13 protein-coding genes are annotated in these 16,410 nt (G+C 59.8%); 6 read left to right on the top strand and 7 right to left on the bottom strand.

Features of this window, described 5'->3' with window-relative positions; genetic code table 11:
• Positions 1-28: 28 nt before the first annotated feature.
• Positions 29-2,884 carry an excinuclease ABC subunit UvrA gene (gene uvrA / locus ACYVDM_RS02315; protein ID WP_415791216.1) on the top strand — a complete coding sequence of 952 codons (2,856 nt, stop codon included), beginning with the start codon at positions 29-31 and terminating at the stop codon, positions 2,882-2,884.
• Here the strand turns inward: uvrA and ACYVDM_RS02310 are convergent.
• The 3 genes from ACYVDM_RS02310 to ACYVDM_RS02300 are packed head-to-tail and all read right to left on the bottom strand — an operon-like array spanning position 2,881 to position 5,721.
• A complete protein-coding gene (locus ACYVDM_RS02310) occupies positions 2,881-4,005 on the bottom strand; it encodes a deoxyguanosinetriphosphate triphosphohydrolase (protein WP_415791218.1) in 1,125 nt (374 codons plus the stop codon). The two genes, uvrA and ACYVDM_RS02310, sit on opposite strands and share 4 nt — an antisense overlap.
• 22 nt (positions 4,006-4,027) lie before the next feature.
• On the bottom strand, positions 4,028-5,104 hold the full coding sequence (aroB, locus tag ACYVDM_RS02305; protein ID WP_415791220.1) for a 3-dehydroquinate synthase: 1,077 nt from the start codon (positions 5,102-5,104) through the stop codon (positions 4,028-4,030).
• The gene (locus ACYVDM_RS02300; protein WP_415791222.1) at positions 5,101-5,721 is read right to left on the bottom strand and encodes a shikimate kinase; all 621 of its coding nucleotides are present in this window, start codon (positions 5,719-5,721) and stop codon (positions 5,101-5,103) included. Before ACYVDM_RS02300 ends, aroB begins: the two co-directional genes overlap by 4 nt.
• 114 nt (positions 5,722-5,835) lie before the next feature.
• Between ACYVDM_RS02300 and ACYVDM_RS02295 the strand changes: the two genes are divergently transcribed.
• The gene (locus ACYVDM_RS02295; protein ID WP_415791224.1) at positions 5,836-8,319 is read left to right on the top strand and encodes a penicillin-binding protein 1A; all 2,484 of its coding nucleotides are present in this window, start codon (positions 5,836-5,838) and stop codon (positions 8,317-8,319) included.
• A 54-nt stretch (positions 8,320-8,373) separates the two neighbouring features.
• On the opposite strand, the gene cyaY is transcribed toward ACYVDM_RS02295, so the two are convergent.
• Positions 8,374-8,703 (bottom strand): iron donor protein CyaY, encoded by a 330-nt coding sequence (gene cyaY, locus ACYVDM_RS02290; RefSeq protein WP_415791226.1) that lies wholly within the window; start codon positions 8,701-8,703, stop codon positions 8,374-8,376.
• Positions 8,704-8,743: 40 nt separating this feature from the next.
• Between cyaY and lptM the strand changes: the two genes are divergently transcribed.
• Both lptM and lysA read left to right on the top strand, forming a co-directional pair.
• Positions 8,744-8,911, top strand: a complete 168-nt coding sequence (gene lptM / locus ACYVDM_RS02285; RefSeq protein ID WP_460475299.1) for an LPS translocon maturation chaperone LptM — start codon at positions 8,744-8,746, stop codon at positions 8,909-8,911.
• A complete protein-coding gene (gene lysA / locus ACYVDM_RS02280) occupies positions 8,908-10,197 on the top strand; it encodes a diaminopimelate decarboxylase (protein WP_415791228.1) in 1,290 nt (429 codons plus the stop codon). The genes lptM and lysA overlap by 4 nt, the downstream gene beginning before the upstream one ends.
• Positions 10,198-10,276: 79 nt before the next feature.
• On the opposite strand, the gene ccsB is transcribed toward lysA, so the two are convergent.
• The 3 genes from ccsB to ACYVDM_RS02265 form a co-directional block, all read right to left on the bottom strand.
• On the bottom strand, positions 10,277-11,617 hold the full coding sequence (gene ccsB / locus ACYVDM_RS02275) for a c-type cytochrome biogenesis protein CcsB (protein ID WP_415791230.1): 1,341 nt from the start codon (positions 11,615-11,617) through the stop codon (positions 10,277-10,279).
• 8 nt (positions 11,618-11,625) lie between these two features.
• Positions 11,626-13,638 (bottom strand): cytochrome c biogenesis protein ResB, encoded by a 2,013-nt coding sequence (locus tag ACYVDM_RS02270; protein ID WP_415791462.1) that lies wholly within the window; start codon positions 13,636-13,638, stop codon positions 11,626-11,628.
• A 194-nt stretch (positions 13,639-13,832) separates the two neighbouring features.
• The gene (locus ACYVDM_RS02265; RefSeq protein ID WP_415791232.1) at positions 13,833-14,534 is read right to left on the bottom strand and encodes a c-type cytochrome; all 702 of its coding nucleotides are present in this window, start codon (positions 14,532-14,534) and stop codon (positions 13,833-13,835) included.
• A gap of 202 nt (positions 14,535-14,736) precedes the next feature.
• Here ACYVDM_RS02265 and yihA point away from each other — a divergent pair, with 202 nt between their 5' ends.
• Complete coding sequence (gene yihA / locus ACYVDM_RS02260; protein ID WP_415791234.1) at positions 14,737-15,360, top strand: ribosome biogenesis GTP-binding protein YihA/YsxC; 624 nt, start codon at positions 14,737-14,739, stop codon at positions 15,358-15,360.
• Positions 15,357-16,370, top strand: a complete 1,014-nt coding sequence (gene hemB, locus ACYVDM_RS02255; RefSeq protein WP_415791236.1) for a porphobilinogen synthase — start codon at positions 15,357-15,359, stop codon at positions 16,368-16,370. The genes yihA and hemB overlap by 4 nt, the downstream gene beginning before the upstream one ends.
• The last annotated feature ends 40 nt before the right edge of the window (positions 16,371-16,410 follow it).

Genomic DNA, 16,410 nt, shown 5'->3' with positions numbered 1-16,410 from the left:
TTGCCCTTTGAAACTGCTGAAAGACCCGATGAACGCGATACGCATCCGGGGTGCTCGCACCCACAACCTCAAAAACGTCTCGCTGGACTTGCCTCGCCACAAGCTGGTGGTAGTCACGGGCCTGTCTGGCTCTGGCAAATCGTCGCTCGCCTTTGACACCTTGTATGCCGAAGGGCAACGACGCTATGTCGAGAGCCTGTCGGCCTATGCACGGCAGTTTCTGCAGCTCATGGACAAGCCTGATGTCGACCTCATCGAGGGGTTGTCCCCTGCCATTTCGATCGAACAAAAGGCGGCGGGCCACAATCCGCGCTCGACCGTGGGCACCATCACAGAGATTCATGACTACCTCCGGTTGCTGTACGCCCGGGTAGGCACTCCCTACTGCCCCGACCACGGCCAGCCACTGCAGGCACAAAGCGTCAGTCAAATGGTCGATGCCGTGCTGACCTGGCCTACTGAAACACGCCTGGCGGTGTTGGCCCCCATCGCCCGAGGGCGCAAAGGCGGTTTTGAAGACGAATGCGCCAGCCTGCAGGCCCAGGGCTATGTGCGATTGCGCGTCGACGGGCAGATGCAGGAAATCAGTGAGATGGCGCCACTGAAGAAGAACGAAAAGCACGACATCGATGTCGTGATCGACCGATTGCGCATCAAGGCGGAAAGCAAACAGCGCCTGGCGGAAAGCTTCGAGACGGCCATGCAATTGGCCGATGGGCGCACGGTCGCGCTGGACATGGATTCCGACCGCGAACAGGTATTCTCCAGCCGCTACGCCTGTCCCGTTTGCAGTCACAGTTTGCCTGAACTCGAGCCGCGCCTGTTCAGTTTCAACAACCCCATGGGCGCCTGCCCTGCTTGTGACGGCATTGGCCAAGTCGGCTTTTTCGATCCCAGACGCGTGGTGGCATTCCCCGAACTCAGTCTGGCCTCGGGCGCAATCCGTGGCTGGGATCGTCGCAATTCCTTTACCCACTCGCTGCTGACCAGTCTGGCCGCACACTACGAGTTTGATATTGAAACACCCTTCGAAGAACTACCGGAGGACGTGCGCCACAAGGTTCTATACGGATCCGGCGAGGAAGAAATCGCGTTTCTGTACCTGAACGAGAAGGGCCGCAGCACTGTCAAGCGACATGCGTTCGAAGGCATCATCCCCAACCTGGAACGCCGTTGGCGAGACACCGACTCGACCACCGTACGCGAAGAATTGGGCAAGTATCGCAATATCAAGACCTGCCCGGACTGCGGCGGATCGCGTCTGCGGGCAGAAGCCCGTCATGTGCTGATCGGCACCGAACAGCGCGAAGGCGCGCGTCGTGGCCAGGCCATCTACGAGGTCGAGGCCATGCCGCTGTCAGACTGCCTGGCATGGTTTCGAGCCCTGACGCTAACGGGCGCCAAGCAAGAGATCGCGCAACGTATCGTGCGCGAAATCGAAGCGCGCCTGAGTTTTCTGAACAACGTCGGCCTGAATTATCTGTCGCTGGACCGCAGCGCCGACACCATCTCGGGCGGCGAAGCCCAGCGTATCCGTCTGGCTAGCCAGATCGGCTCCGGCCTGACGGGGGTTATGTATGTGCTGGACGAGCCCTCGATCGGTCTGCACCAACGCGACAACGACCGCCTGATCAGCACGCTGCAGCACTTGCGCGACCTCGGTAATAGCGTGATCGTCGTCGAACACGACGAAGACATGATCCGCCTGGCGGACTGGGTCGTCGACATGGGCCCGGGCGCGGGCGAACACGGCGGGCAGGTCGTGGCACAGGGCACGCCCGAGGCCGTCCAGGCGGATCCTGCATCGTTGACCGGGCAGTATCTGAGCGGCACGCGCGCCATTGCGATCCCCGATCGACGTCCTATCAACGATGAGCAGCCCTGGCTGGTCCTCGAGGGCGCCAGCGGCAACAATCTAAAGAACGTCGACCTGCATGTCCCCGCGGGACGGCTCGTGTGCGTGACTGGAGTGTCCGGCTCGGGCAAATCCACCCTGATCAACGACACGCTGGCCGTCGCGATTGCGCGCCAATTGCATCACGCGCAAAGCGAACCCGCTCCGTATACCTCCATCACGGGACTGGAACACTTCGACAAGATCATCAGCGTCGACCAAAGCCCTATCGGTCGCACGCCGCGCAGCAATCCCGCTACCTACACGGGGCTGTTCACCCCGATTCGCGAATTGTTCGCGGGTGTCCCCGAGTCTCGCACACGTGGCTATGACCCGGGGCGATTCAGTTTTAACGTCAAGGGCGGGCGTTGCGAAGCCTGTCAGGGCGACGGCGTCGTCAAGGTCGAAATGCATTTTCTGCCAGACATGTACGTGCCCTGCGACGTCTGCCACGGCAAACGCTATAACCGCGAGACCCTCGAAATCCGCTATCGTGGCCGCAATATCAGCGAGGTCCTGGACCTGACGGTCGCGCAAGCGCTCGAGTACTTTGAGTCCGTCCCCGCGATCGCCCGCAAACTGCACACGCTGATCGATGTCGGACTGTCGTATATCCGGTTGGGGCAAAGCGCAACCACCCTGTCGGGCGGTGAAGCCCAGCGGGTTAAGTTGTCACAAGAGCTGTCACGCCGCAGTACCGGGCGCACGCTGTACATCCTGGACGAGCCGACCACCGGTCTGCATTTCCGCGACATTGAAATGCTGCTGCAGGTGCTCAATCAACTCGTCGACAGTGGCAACACCGTACTGATCATTGAGCACAATCTGGATGTAATAAAAACCGCCGACTGGCTGGTCGATATGGGCCCCGAGGGTGGCGATGGCGGCGGCTTTGTCGTCGCCACGGGCACACCCGAAGATGTTGCGGCAAACACGCAAAGCCACACTGGCCACTATCTGGGGCGCGTCCTGCAACGCGGGAAAAACTAACCCATATCGAACAACCGCCGATGCTCGCGGATAGCATAGCGATCGGTCATCCCGGCGATGTAATCCGCAATGGCGCGCGGTTGTTGCGGCTCGTCCCGGCGATGATCCGGCGGCAGTAGACGCGGGTCGGACAAAAATGCCTGGAACAGTTCGCGAACAATACGGCGCGCTTTCGAGGTCATGCGCAACACGCGATAGTGTCGATACAGATTCTCGAACAAAAAGCGCTTGAGTTCGTCGGCCTCGCGACGCACGCCGTCTGAAAATCCAGCCAGCGGCGGAGCATGACGAACCGCGATGCTGTCGACGGGGTTCGCATCGGCAATACGCGCCGACGAGGTCTCGGTCAGGTCGACAATCAACGAGTTGATCATGCGACGCACGGTCTCGGCAATGGCACGCCGCTCGGCCAACTGCGGGTAGCGTTGCACGACCTCCCGATAGTGGCGCGCAAAGAGCATCACGTCTTGCATTTGGTCCAGGGTAATCAACCCCGAGCGCAAGCCGTCGTCGATATCGTGATTGTTGTAGGCAATCTCATCAGCCAGGTTCGCCAGCTGTGCCTCAAGCGACGGCTGGGTCCGGCTCAGAAAGCGCTCGCCCACGTCGCCCAATTGACGGGCATGCACGACTGAACAATGCTTCAGAATCCCTTCGCGCGTTTCGAAACACAGGTTCAGCCCGCTGAACTCGGCGTAACGTTCTTCGAGTTCGTCCACGACGCGCAGGCTTTGCAGATTGTGTTCAAAGCCGCCAGCCTCCGGCGTGAGTTCTCGCATGCAGGCATTCAGTTCGTCTTGCCCGGCATGCCCAAACGGCGTGTGCCCCAAATCGTGCGCCAAGGCGATCGCTTCGGTCAGGTCTTCGGATAGACGCAGGCTGCGGGCGAGTGTGCGCGCAATCTGCGCGACCTCCAGGCTATGTGTCAGGCGAGTACGAAACAGGTCGCCTTCGTGGTTGACGAAAACCTGTGTCTTGTATTCCAGGCGGCGAAAAGCGGTGCAATGAATGATGCGGTCGCGATCGCGCTGGAACTCGGTGCGGTTTTGCGGTGGCGACTCAGCGTGTCGCCGACCGCGGGTTGCCTGGGGATCAGATGCGTAGCGGGCCAATTCCGTCATGATGAGCATCGTCCCTGCTTGATTACGCTACCGTACGGGCCAGTACGCGGTGGATGGCATCAAGCGGCGCGGTCTGTGTGATCGCTTCGCCTATGCGTGGCATCAACACGAATCGAATCTCGCCACCCTCGGTTTTTTTGTCGACCTGCATCAGCGCCAGCCACTGGTCGGCCCCTAGATCCGGGGCCACAATGGGGCAACCAATCGCCTGCACCAGATCACGCACGCGGGACACGTCTGCCTTGGGGAAGCCCGCGACCTCGGCGGACAACTCAGCGGCCTGCACCATGCCACAGCCCACGGCCTCGCCGTGCAGCCATTCGCCATAGCCCAGGCCGGATTCGATTGCATGGCCAAAGGTATGACCCAGGTTCAGGATAGCGCGCAGGCCGGACTCGCGCTCGTCTTTTCCCACGACTTGCGCCTTCAGCTCGCAAGAACGGCGAATGGCATAAGCCAACGCGGCCGGGTCGAGCGCGCGCAATGCCGCCGCGTTGTCTTCGCACCAGCCCCAAAAGTCCGCATCCAGAATCAATCCATATTTGACGACCTCGGCCAAACCCGCCGAGACTTCGCGCGGCGGCAGTGTATTCAGCACGTCGGTATCGATTTCGACCGCGATCGGCTGATAAAACGCGCCGACCATGTTTTTACCCAGTGGATGATTGACAGCGGTCTTGCCCCCCACCGAGGAATCCACCTGCGCCAACAACGTCGTGGGGACCTGAACGAACCGGATACCGCGCATATAGACGGCGGCCGCAAAGCCGGTCATGTCGCCGATCACACCACCCCCCAGGGCCACCAATACCGCACGGCGATCCAGACGATGCGTCAACAATGCATCAAAAATCAGGTTCAGCGTTTGCCAGTCTTTGTGAGCCTCGCCGTCGGGTAACTCGATGCGCAACACGCGGCGACCGGTGCGCGCCAGCGCTGCCTCGACGCGTTCGCCATACAGGCGAGCCACTGTAGGGTTCGTCACGACGGCGATTGTCGTGGCATCGGCAGGAATAGACTGATCCAGCACGTCCAGCCGGCCTGGACCGATATGGATAGGGTAACGCCCCCCGGGGGTGTCGACGTCAATGACGGTCATAAGGTCTTCTCGTAAGCCTGCAACAGAGGCAGCAATGATCGCACCAGATGAGACACCGGCGTCGTGCCAGTCTCGACCACCAGATCAGCCACTTCTTCGTAGAGCGGCGCGCGTTTTGTCATCAAGTCGCGCAGCGTACCGCGCGGATCGGGATTGGCGAGCAAAGGGCGGTTGCGGTCGCGGCTGGTCCGCCGAAATAACTCATCCAAGCTGGCGCGCAAATACAACACAATGCCGCGCTCGCGCAGCATCTGTCGGTTTTCAGCGGACAACACTGCGCCACCGCCAGTCGCCAACACGATGCCGCGGCGGCTCGTACAGTGATCCAATGCGGCGGCTTCGCGCTTGCGAAAGCCGGTTTCGCCTTCGATCTCGAAAATAATCGGTACCCGTACACCGCAACGCGCCTCAAGCTCGTGATCCAGATCAATAAATTCGCGTCCCAGCGCACGGGCCAAACCGCGCCCGATGGTTGTCTTTCCCGCCCCCATCATGCCCACTAAAAAAATGGGCAAATCATGCGGCAGGCTCGCGTGCGTGCCCGCCTCTGTGGCGATATCGACACTCTCTGTGGGATCCGCCGGGGCTGCGGATGCTATATTGGCATGGACGTTCATGGTGGCATTATCCCATTGCCAGCCAGTTGCCCGCTTACGACACTGAACGAATTTGTTACAGAAACTCGAAAATGGCTCTCAAGCGGATCTACAGTTACCCGTAAAATCGCCGCGATGAGCAAGTCGCAAAACTCCTCCAAAAAAACCTCCCCCCAAAAAAGCGGATCTCCCATATTGCGGTTTTTCGTGAAGATGGGCATTTTCTGTGGCGGCATGGTGCTGTGCGGCATCCTGCTGGGCGGGATGGCGCTGGCATTGGCATGGCCAAATCTGCCCGATCTGCATGCCATGACCGACTATCGGCCACGCGTACCGCTACGTGTTTACACCAGCGACCACGTACTGATCGGCGAATTCGGCGAAGAACGCCGCAACGTGCTGCGTTTCAACGAAATCCCGGATGTCATGAAATCGGCCGTGCTGGCCGCGGAAGACGATCGCTTTTATCAGCATGGCGGTATCGACTGGATGGGCGTTATCCGCGCAGGCCTGACCAATCTGGTCAATATGTCCAAATCGCAGGGTGCCAGTACCATCACCATGCAGGTGGCGCGTAACTTCTATCTGTCGTCCGAAAAAACGTATTCGCGCAAGTTTTACGAGCTGCTGCTGACGTTCAAGATCGAATCCGAGCTCACCAAGGACCAAATCCTTGAGCTCTACATGAACCAAATCTACCTGGGTCATCGGGCCTACGGTTTTGCTGCGGCGTCTCGTGCGTATTTTGGCAAGGTATTGTCCGAGGTCACGGCGGCCGAGGCAGCCATGCTCGCGGGGATTCCCAAAGCCCCGTCGCGTTTTAACCCCATCGCCAACCTGCCGCGCGCCACCATCCGACAGAACTACGTTTTGGGCCGCATGCATTCGCTGGGTTACCTGACTGACGCGGAATACCAGCAAGCCAAAGCGCAACCCATCGTGATGAAGGCCGCCCAGGGCACACCGGCGGGCGGCTATGCCATCCATGGCGAGTATGTCGCCGAACTGGCGCGCCAATTGCTTTACGGCATCTACAAAGACGAGCTTTATTCGCGCGGCATCAATATCTACACGACCGTCAGCTCAAAAGACCAGGAAACGGCCTACAACGCGGTGCGTGATGGCATCCTGCAATACACGCGCCGAGCCGTCTACCCGGGCCCCGAAGAGCAGCTCGACATGCCTGAGGGCATCGAAAAGGACGCTGAAACGCTGGACGAGTTCCTGGATGTCGCTTTCGAAAAATACCCGGACAGCGGTGATCTGCTGACTGCGGTGGTGCTGTCGGCCAGTCCGACCGAAATCAAGGTCATGCGCAGCGCCAGCGAGATCATCTCGATTACCGACAAAAAGGTCCTGAATGTCGTGGCCCGCTCGCTGAGCAGCAAAGCGGCAGAATCCAAGCGCCTCAAACGCGGATCGGTGGTGTATATCCATAAATTTGGCGATGGCTGGGAAGTCATCAACATGCCTGCCGTACAAGCCGCTTTCGTAGCCCTGGCTCCGCAGGACGGCGCGATCCGCGCCATGGTCGGCGGTTTTGATTTCTATCGGGGCAAGTTCAACCGTGTCACCCAGGCCTGGCGCCAGCCGGGGTCGAACATCAAGCCGTTCATTTACGCAGCCTCGCTAGAGCGCGGCTTGACGCCCGCCACGCAGATTTCTGATCAGCCGTTCCATCTGAGCGCTGCGAAAACCGGTTCCAAGCCGTGGACGCCCAAAAACTACGGCAATGTATACGAACCCATGCTGACCATGCGACAGGGCCTGTACAAGTCCAAGAACATGGTCTCTATTCGTATTCTGCAGGCGATCGGCCCCCAGTACGCACAAGAGTACCTGACGCGCTTTGGCTTTGATAAGGCCCGCCAACCCGCCGTGCTGCCGTTGGCGCTGGGCGCAGGCTCGGTCACTCCGCTGCAACTGGCGGGCGCCTTCGCGGTATTCGCCAATGGCGGCTACCGCATCGCCCCCTATTTGATCGAACGCGTAACGGATAGCAGCGGCAAGGTGCTTATGCAGTCCAAACCTATCATTGCTGGCGACGAAGCCGCCCGGGCGATTGACCCGCGTACGGCCTACGTCATGGACAACATGCTGCGCGGCGTCGCCACCAGCGGTACGGCTGCACGCGCGCGTGCCACGCTCAAACGCTCGGATGTGGCTGGCAAGACCGGCACGACCAACGAATCGGTCGATGCCTGGTTCTCGGGTTACACACCGACGTTGGTCGCGACCGCCTGGATGGGCTTTGACCAGCCCAAATCACTGGGTTCGCGCGAAACGGGTGGCGGCATCGCGATGCCCATCTGGCTCGAATACATGGGCGAAATGCTCAAGGGCGTGCCCGAGCAGAAAGAGCGTCCCCGTCCTGATGGGCTGATTGTCGAACGCGGCGAGTTTTATTTCTCGGAATTTCCGCCCGGCGAGTCCGTGGCGCGCCTCGGCCTGTCTGAGCCCACCCGCGTGGAGACCGATCAATTGGGCGATTTCCTGAATGATTTGGTAGGCCGCGGGAATGGAGGGAGTGGCAATGGCAACAACGACGCCATTCGTGTCTCTCCCAACCTGAACTCCGGCCAACAAACGCCTGACTGGGCACAACAGATTCCGTTCTGACCCCAGGCAAACGCCAGGGCCAAGGCAGCGGGGGCAAAACGGGTGCGGTACGCGCTACAAGCGCACCGCCACCGGCACCCCCGCTGCCTCTGAGCAGATCTGCGACAAGGCATCGGGCAACTGGGGCCCACCTCGCGTATTGTTCCATTGTGCGTCTTCGTAGCGATAATGAAACCCACCACTACGAGCAGCCACCCAGATTTCCTGCATAGCTGCCTGGCTATTCACAACAACATGGGTGCCATCTTCGAAGACCAGCGTCAGCACATTACCGCTACGACTGGTCTCGATATCGACATCCTGTGAGGCAGCCCAATCGTCCGCCTGGCTTTCGATACTGGTCAGTACTTGGTCAACCAACGCAAGGAATTCGGTTTCAGTCATAATTGAGCCTGCAAGAATTACGGAGTTTCTAGTGTCCCACATGGCACATGGCCGTATGGTCTTACGCATTGTAGCCACGCTCGCCGCAGTCAGCCTGATTGCGGCCTGTGGCTTTAAGGGTCCGCTTTATCTGCCGCCGGCGCCGGGACAACCCGACCCCAAACCGCCCGAGCCGCTTAATATCCCCCCTGTTGAACCGATTCCATGACTTCCCATTCCGCACAGCCCAGCTTGATCGGGCACCCACATTTTCACTACAAAAACGGTGTTTTGCACGCCGAAGGGGTCGCGTTAGACAGTTTGGCCAACCAGTTGGGGACGCCACTGTATGTCTATTCGCGTGCCGCGCTGGCCCAAGCCTGGCAGTCGTATCGCGACGCGATCGGCGACCGTCCGGTCCTGATCTGCTATGGCATGAAGGCCAACTCCAATCTCGCTGTCCTGAAAGAGTTCGCCCGATTGGGTTCGGGTTTCGACATCGTGTCGGGCGGAGAGCTCAAGCGCGTATTGGCCGCCGGCGGCGATCCTGCCAAGGTCGTTTTTTCGGGTGTGGGCAAACAGGCCTGGGAAATGCGCGCTGCCCTCGAGGCTGGCGTCAAATGCTTCAACGTCGAATCCGAGGCTGAACTGCATCGCTTGTCCGAGGTTGCGCAATCCATGGGGCAACGGGCTTCGGTATCGCTGCGCGTCAACCCCGACGTGGATGCGCAGACCCATCCGTATATTTCTACCGGCCTGAAAGAAAACAAGTTTGGTATTGCCATCGAATCGGCCCTTGATGCCTATCGCACGGCGGCGTCGCTACCAGGACTCGATATCGTGGGCGTGGACTGCCATATCGGCTCGCAGCTCACAGATATCAGCCCGTACTTTGATGCACTGGAAAAACTGCTGGATCTAATCCAGCAGCTAGCCACGGTCGGCATCACGGTCCAGCATCTGGATCTCGGTGGTGGTCTGGGGATCCGCTATACCGACGAAGTCCCGCCCTCGCCCAAGGCGCTGCTGGATCAAGTATTCGAACGCTTGCAAGCGCGCGGCCTGGGGCACTTGCATCTCGTGCTGGAGCCTGGCCGTTCGCTAGTGGGCAATGCCGGCGTGCTGCTGACCACGGTTCAATACCTGAAACACGCACCTGCACGCAATTTCGCGATTGTCGATGCCGCCATGAACGACCTGCTGCGTCCGGCCCTGTATGACGCGTACCATGGGGTTCAGCCGGTATCGCCCCACGACGGCGACACCACGCAATACGATATCGTCGGACCGGTTTGTGAAAGCGCTGACTGGCTCGCCCGCCAACGGCCTCTCGCCCTGCAGGCTGGCGACGTCCTCGCTCTGGAATCCGCCGGCGCCTATGCCATGGTGATGGCCAGCAACTACAACACCCGGGCCCGGGCCGCAGAAGTCATGGTCGATGGCGACCAGCACTACATCGTGCGCCAACGTGAAACCCTGGATGACCTGCTGCGTGGCGAATCCACGCTGCCCTAAAGGTCTTTTGCCCGTCGCCGGCTGATTTCAGGCGGCGGCGGGCAGACGTTGCATTCCGGCACGGTGCACGATCCGTCGGTTACAGCTCTCCGTAGGAGTGCAGCCCCGACAGGAACATGTTCACCCCTAAAAAGGCGAATCCCGTAATCAGCAACCCAACCAGCGCCCAGTACGCCGCGAAATGCCCGCGCAGGCCTTTCATCAAGCGCATGTGCAGCCACGCCGCGTAGTTCAACCAGACAATCAACGCCCAGGTTTCTTTCGGATCCCATTGCCAATAGGCTCCCCATGCGTCAGCGGCCCACAATGCGCCCAGAATGGTCGCGACCGTAAAGAACGCAAAGCCGATCGCAATGGCCCGATACATGATGTCGTCGAGCACCTCGAGCGAGGGTAGCGCCTGCGCGATGCGACGCCGTCCCAACAGAATCCCACCGACAATCACGACCCCGACGCCAAAATAAATCATCCAGGTCGCCGACAGCCCATCGGTACGAAACACCAGGGGCTCCACACACAGCAACACACCCAAGACAAACAGCGGCGCCAACTTGACCCACGACGTCGTCGTGCCATGCTGCTTGATCAAATAGGCAAAGCCCACCATCGCCGCGAGAGAAAATGTCCCGTACCCAATAAAGTTGGCCGGCACATGCAGCTTCATCCACCAGCTTTTCAACGCGGGCACAAGCGGCTGTATCTGGCCCGCGTCACGCGTAAACGCATACCACAGCAAGAATATGGTCGCAGACGAGATCACCAGCAACACGAAACCGCCCAGCGCACGCGTGGCGTATTTGCGTTCGTAATACAGGTAAAACAAGGCCGTAATCAGCGAAAACAGTACGAAGACTTCGTACAGGTTACTGACCGGAATATGGCCCAGGTCGGGGCCCATCAAATGCCCCTCGCGCCAACGCACCAACAAACCCGTCACGCCCGCAAACACCGCCCCCCAGGTCAATGCCGTCCCCAACCAGGCTGCCGTGGGGCTGAAAATGCCGATCCAGTAGCAGATCGTGGCCAGGATAAACAGTGCGCTCATCCATAGGATGGCCGATTGGGATGAAAACAGGTATTTCAGGAAGAATACCTGCTCGGCACGCGCCAAGTCCTGTTCATACAGCAGCAGCGCAAATCCCGCCGCGAGTGCACAGGCGATCATCAAGCTGCGCAGCGGGCGCCACAGCCATCCCAGCCAGGTGAGGACGAACACCGCCGCGCACAGGATGATTTTTTCGTAATAGTCCATGGCGCTGCTGTATGTCATCAGCGCATAACCCGCGCCCACGGCCAGCAACAAAAAGAACACAACGTCAGTCCAGCCCGGCTTGCCACGCTGCGCGCGCGCGTCACCGGTAGCCGATAGTGCCGGCTGCCACAAGGCATTAACTGACTGGGTAGTAGTACTGGCGGACATGAAAAACCTCAAGGCCTGTTCCGGCGCAACAACGCCTGTTTGAAGCGATCAAACTCGTGGTTGAAATCAAGTGTACGCTTCTGCGATGTCATCGCAGCATGGACGTCGCTACCCGCGCCATCGGCGGCGGGTTTGACCCAGACCCACACGCGCCGGTCACGGATATAAAACATCGAGAAAACTCCCAGCACCAACAGCAGGCAACCAATATAAACCGCGTTTTTGCCAGGGGTACGGCTGACTTGAAACACACTAGCCTGAACGTGTTTAAAGTCGCTCAGCGTCAGGAAAACCGGTGCGGGATAGATATTCAGATCCGACAACGCGGCCACGGCCAGACTCGACCATTGTACGGCGCGCTCGGCCTCGGGCCCTGTCTCGGGCAATGCCGGCAACCCTGCCCGTTCACGAGCCACCCCACGGAGTTCAGCCACAGAGGCACCGATCAGGCGAATCACCACGTCGGCCGCACGCTCCAGGTCTGCCTGAGGGGTGTTCGCCTGCAAAAAGCCCGCAATCGCCTGCAACCCCCCTGTTGCGAAGGTTTCCAGACCGCGCTCGGCAGCCCCCTGTAACGATTTTTGCTCGGCGGCCGAAGGGCTATTGCGCTCGGCAAAGCGACGCGCCGCCTCACTCCGGGCGGCCGGATCAGCCAACGCTGCCCGCAGTTGCATGAACTCGGTCAACGAGCTGTCGGCATCTGCCGGAATACGCAAGTAGCGGTAATTTTCCGACGGGTTATTACGTACCCCAGCCAAAAATACCCCTATGCCGTCCAACTCAACGGGCAGCATATAGTTCATGAACTCATGCGCCTGCCCGGCCTGGTCAAGCAAACGATACTCAACACTCGGGCCTACATTGCGCAGATGCTCGTTCTTTTTGCCCGCCGCACTTCCGGACACCGATGCAACGTGCTCGCCCAGCGTCTTGTTATCACCTTGCGGTGCACCGCTGCTCAGATCCTCGACATTGATCGGGCGCAATGCCGTGATATCCACTTGCATGTCCCGGGCGCTGCCGTCATTGCCGCGCGCCGTGATCTCGGCGGACTTGCCGACCGTGCCCGAAACGTCAAACGGCGTAGTACTCGTACCGACCAGCGGATAGCCCTTGAGGCTGACCGTACTGCCGCCATCATCGAAACTGGACTGATAAACCGTCACACCCTTGAAGCGCAAGGGCTCGTTGACCTCGATCGTGGATTCAAAGGTCTTGCCGGTATCGGGATCCGTAACCACGACATCGCTGGCAAACCGGCTGGGCATGCCCGTCGAGTAATAGTCCACGATGAATTTTTTGAGTTTCAGGGTAAAGGGCAAAGGCTGCACCAGCGCCCCGTCGCCCACCATCACCACCGCCGTACTGACCTGATCCCCTTCCGGGATCAGCACGCTCGCCCGAAAGCTGGGATTGTCCACCGAAAGCCGCCCGCTGGCAGGCACCTGCGAAATCAGCATGTTGTCCACAATCGGCTGCTTACCGGCCATCAACACCTGCAAACGCACCCCTAACTCACTGTCCAGCAATCCACCTACGCAGATGATGACCATGGCGGCGTGAGCGCAAATATAGCCCAGTCGATTGGCACTGCCTTTTTTGGCGGCCAGCATGACACCGTCGCCGTCGCGACGCTCGCGTATGGCGTAACCTTGCTGAGTGAGCAACCCTTTCACGCCGCTCACCGCGCCATCTACCGGCGCGGCATCGTGGATTTCGACCCGATGCGGAAATGCTCGCAAGCTGCTGGCCCGCACATGTTCGCGGAACGATCGCGCTTCGTGCAGCATCTTCGGTGTATTGCGGATCAAGCAGATCGACGTAGAGACGACCAGAAAACCCATGATGGCCAGAAACCACCAACTGTTATAGACGTGCCAAATCGAAAATTTGTCGAATACTTCGAACCAGAAAGGCCCAAATTGATCGATATATGCGTTCGATGAGCGATTTTGTGCCAGTACGGTACCCAGCACACTGGCCACGCAGATAAACATCAGCAAACTGACGGCAAAACGCATCGAACCGATTAATTCGAAGACATCGCGCGGCAGACTGCGCAGAGGAAAGCGAGGAGGTGAGGAGAGTCTTGAATTCATGAAAAAAAGGGGGTCGCGCGACCGGCTCCCCCCTTATGGGCAGCATCCCTGGAGTCGACCCCCAGAAATACAGACATGTTGTGCGAACCAGCCACGCAATGGGGCTAGTGCTTACTTTAGCGCAGTCCCGCTGCGTAATCAGACACTGCCTTGATATCGGCATCCGACATACGGTCGGCGATGTCATTCATCACGGCGTTGTTGGCACGGTCTTTACTGCGGAACAGCTTCAACTGCTCTTCGATATACGAAGGGAACTGTCCTGCCAACCGGGGATACTGACCGGGCAGGCCAGCGCCGTTCGCGGAATGGCACGACGCACAGGCCGGCACATTGCGCTCCGGCAAACCGCCACGCCAGATCTTGCGCCCGTGCTCGACCAGATCTTCGTAGCCCGCAGTCGCTGGCTGCGCAAGCGGCTGCTGCGCCAGATACAGCGCCACGTTTTGCATGTCTTGCGGCGTCAGACTTTGCGCCATGGCGGTCATCGGCGTGGGATTGCCACCCGCACCGTTGCGCAGGGGCTTCTCGGCGCCTTCTTTGGTTTGGAAGTCGGCCAGTTGTTTGGCCAAATACTCGTGGGGATGCGCGGCTAGGTTGGGATTAGCAGGAATACTGCTATTGCCCCCTGGGCCGTGACAGGACGCACAGGCGACAATGCCTCGAGAAGCGTCACCCTGATCATAAAGTTGCGCGCCTTTCGTCGCATCGGGCTTAGTAGGCCCTGCTGCGCTTTCGGCGGCAAAACTTGAAGACATAACAGACACACCGAGCATCAGCCCGCTGGCTACCAACATCTGGGACAGCACACGCATCATTGAATACCTCGACGACCGGACCTCGATCAAGGCGCAAAAAGCGCCCCATGCCTGCCCCATGCCATGCCGGACCGAACATATATCCGCCCCGGAGTTCCCCTCTTTTTAAGAAGCGGAAAGACCCGGCCAACGCAGGGGTACCACTGCTGCAAACGCACGATTATACAATAGGGTTCACAACCACCTGTATCGGACTTCCCACGTGTCCCTCCTCCATCGCGCCTCCTTCTATATTTCGGCGGCCCAACTCGACCAACTGCCAGACCCCGGCGCGCCCGAAGTCTGCTTTGTTGGCCGCTCCAACGCGGGCAAATCCTCCGCCATCAACGTGCTGTGTAATCAGCGTCGGCTGGCCTTTTCCAGCAAGACGCCCGGCCGCACACGACTGATTAACTTGTTTGGCCTGCCCGACCCGTTGGAGCCCGAACAGCCGCTGGGTTTTCTGGTCGATTTGCCAGGCTACGGCTATGCCTCCGTCGCCTACAAGGAAAAAGAAAAATGGTCTGACATCCTTGGCGGCTACCTCCGCGACCGGCCGTCTTTGGCAGGCATCGTCTTGCTGATCGACATTCGCCGCGGCGTCACCGAGCTGGATCGCCGCCTGGCCGATTTCATCGCGCCCACGGGCCGCCCTGTGCTGGCGCTCTTGACCAAAGCCGACAAGCTGCCGTATGGCCAACGCCAGCGCGCCGTCTTTGCCGTGCGCAAACAACTTGCTGACATCGGTGCGCTCTACACCGTACCGTTCTCGGCCACCGAACGCATCGGCCTGCCCGAAGCAACGCAATACATCGAAAACTGGATATCCCCAAAGGTCGTGCCATGAAGCCCACCCTCATCGCTCCCGCATTTCCGACCTCGCGCCCACGCCGCCTGCGCCGCGACGACTTTACCCGTCGTCTGGTTCGCGAAAGCACGTTGACGGTCAACGATCTGATCTATCCGGTTTTCGTCGCCGAAGGCAATGGTCTGCGCGAGCCCGTGCCATCGTTACCCGGCGTCGTCCGCTATTCGCCCGACACACTGCTGACCGTCGCCGAGGAATGTGTCGCGCTCGGCATCCCGGTCCTGTCCCTGTTCCCGGCCATCGACCCGGCGCTCAAGACGCCAGACGGCATCGAGGCCGCCAACCCCGACGGCCTGATCCCGCGTGTGGTCACCGCGCTGAAACAGCGTTTCCCACAACTGGGCATTCTCACCGACGTTGCCCTGGACCCCTACACCAGCCATGGTCAGGACGGCATCATCGATGACCATGGCTACGTGATCAACGAGCCCACCGTCGAAATTCTGATCCGACAGGCCCTGGTCCAGGCAGAAGCCGGCGTCGACATCGTCGCCCCCAGCGACATGATGGACGGTCGCATCGGCGCCATACGCGCCGCCCTTGAGTCCAAGCAGCACATCCATACCCGGATCATGGCGTACTCCGCCAAATACGCCAGCGCGTTCTACGGCCCCTTCCGTGACGCCGTAGGCTCGGCCAGCAACCTCGGCAAATCCGACAAAATGGCCTACCAGATGGACCCGGGCAATATCGACGAAGCGCTGCGCGAAGTCGCCGCCGATCTTCAAGAAGGCGCCGACATGGTCATGGTCAAACCCGGGATGCCCTATCTGGACGTACTACGCCGCGTCAAAGACACCTTCCGTGTCCCGACTTTTGCCTATCAGGTCAGTGGGGAATACGCCATGATCAAGGCCGCGGCCGCCAACGGCTGGCTCGATCACGACAAGGTCATGATGGAAGCCCTGCTGGGCTTTAAGCGAGCAGGCGCCGACGGCATCCTGACGTACTTTGCTATCGAGGCGGCCAAGCTACTTAAACAGCGGTAATACCGCAGTTGCGTCGCCCTGGGCCGCATAGAGGGCCCTC

The sequence above is a fragment of the Bordetella tumulicola genome (assembly GCF_054779135.1).
Note: the sequence above shows the minus strand (reverse complement) of the source record. Positions and strands in the feature narration are given on the sequence as shown.

What these genes read in the sequence shown, in the direction of transcription:
- aroB (WP_415791220.1), bottom strand. Translation starts at nt 5,104, where the DNA reads ATGACCGTCATTGACGTCGACACCCCCGGGGGGCGTTACCCTATCCAT.
- ACYVDM_RS02295 (WP_415791224.1), top strand. Translation starts at nt 5,836, where the DNA reads ATGAGCAAGTCGCAAAACTCCTCCAAAAAAACCTCCCCCCAAAAAAGC.
- lptM (WP_460475299.1), top strand. Translation starts at nt 8,744, where the DNA reads ATGGCACATGGCCGTATGGTCTTACGCATTGTAGCCACGCTCGCCGCA.
- lysA (WP_415791228.1), top strand. Translation starts at nt 8,908, where the DNA reads ATGACTTCCCATTCCGCACAGCCCAGCTTGATCGGGCACCCACATTTT.
- ACYVDM_RS02310 (WP_415791218.1), bottom strand. Translation starts at nt 4,005, where the DNA reads ATGACGGAATTGGCCCGCTACGCATCTGATCCCCAGGCAACCCGCGGT.
- ACYVDM_RS02270 (WP_415791462.1), bottom strand. Translation starts at nt 13,638, where the DNA reads ATGCGTTTTGCCGTCAGTTTGCTGATGTTTATCTGCGTGGCCAGTGTG.
- uvrA (WP_415791216.1), top strand. Translation starts at nt 29, where the DNA reads ATGAACGCGATACGCATCCGGGGTGCTCGCACCCACAACCTCAAAAAC.
- ACYVDM_RS02300 (WP_415791222.1), bottom strand. Translation starts at nt 5,721, where the DNA reads ATGAACGTCCATGCCAATATAGCATCCGCAGCCCCGGCGGATCCCACA.
- ccsB (WP_415791230.1), bottom strand. Translation starts at nt 11,617, where the DNA reads ATGTCCGCCAGTACTACTACCCAGTCAGTTAATGCCTTGTGGCAGCCG.
- cyaY (WP_415791226.1), bottom strand. Translation starts at nt 8,703, where the DNA reads ATGACTGAAACCGAATTCCTTGCGTTGGTTGACCAAGTACTGACCAGT.
- ACYVDM_RS02265 (WP_415791232.1), bottom strand. Translation starts at nt 14,534, where the DNA reads ATGATGCGTGTGCTGTCCCAGATGTTGGTAGCCAGCGGGCTGATGCTC.
- hemB (WP_415791236.1), top strand. Translation starts at nt 15,357, where the DNA reads ATGAAGCCCACCCTCATCGCTCCCGCATTTCCGACCTCGCGCCCACGC.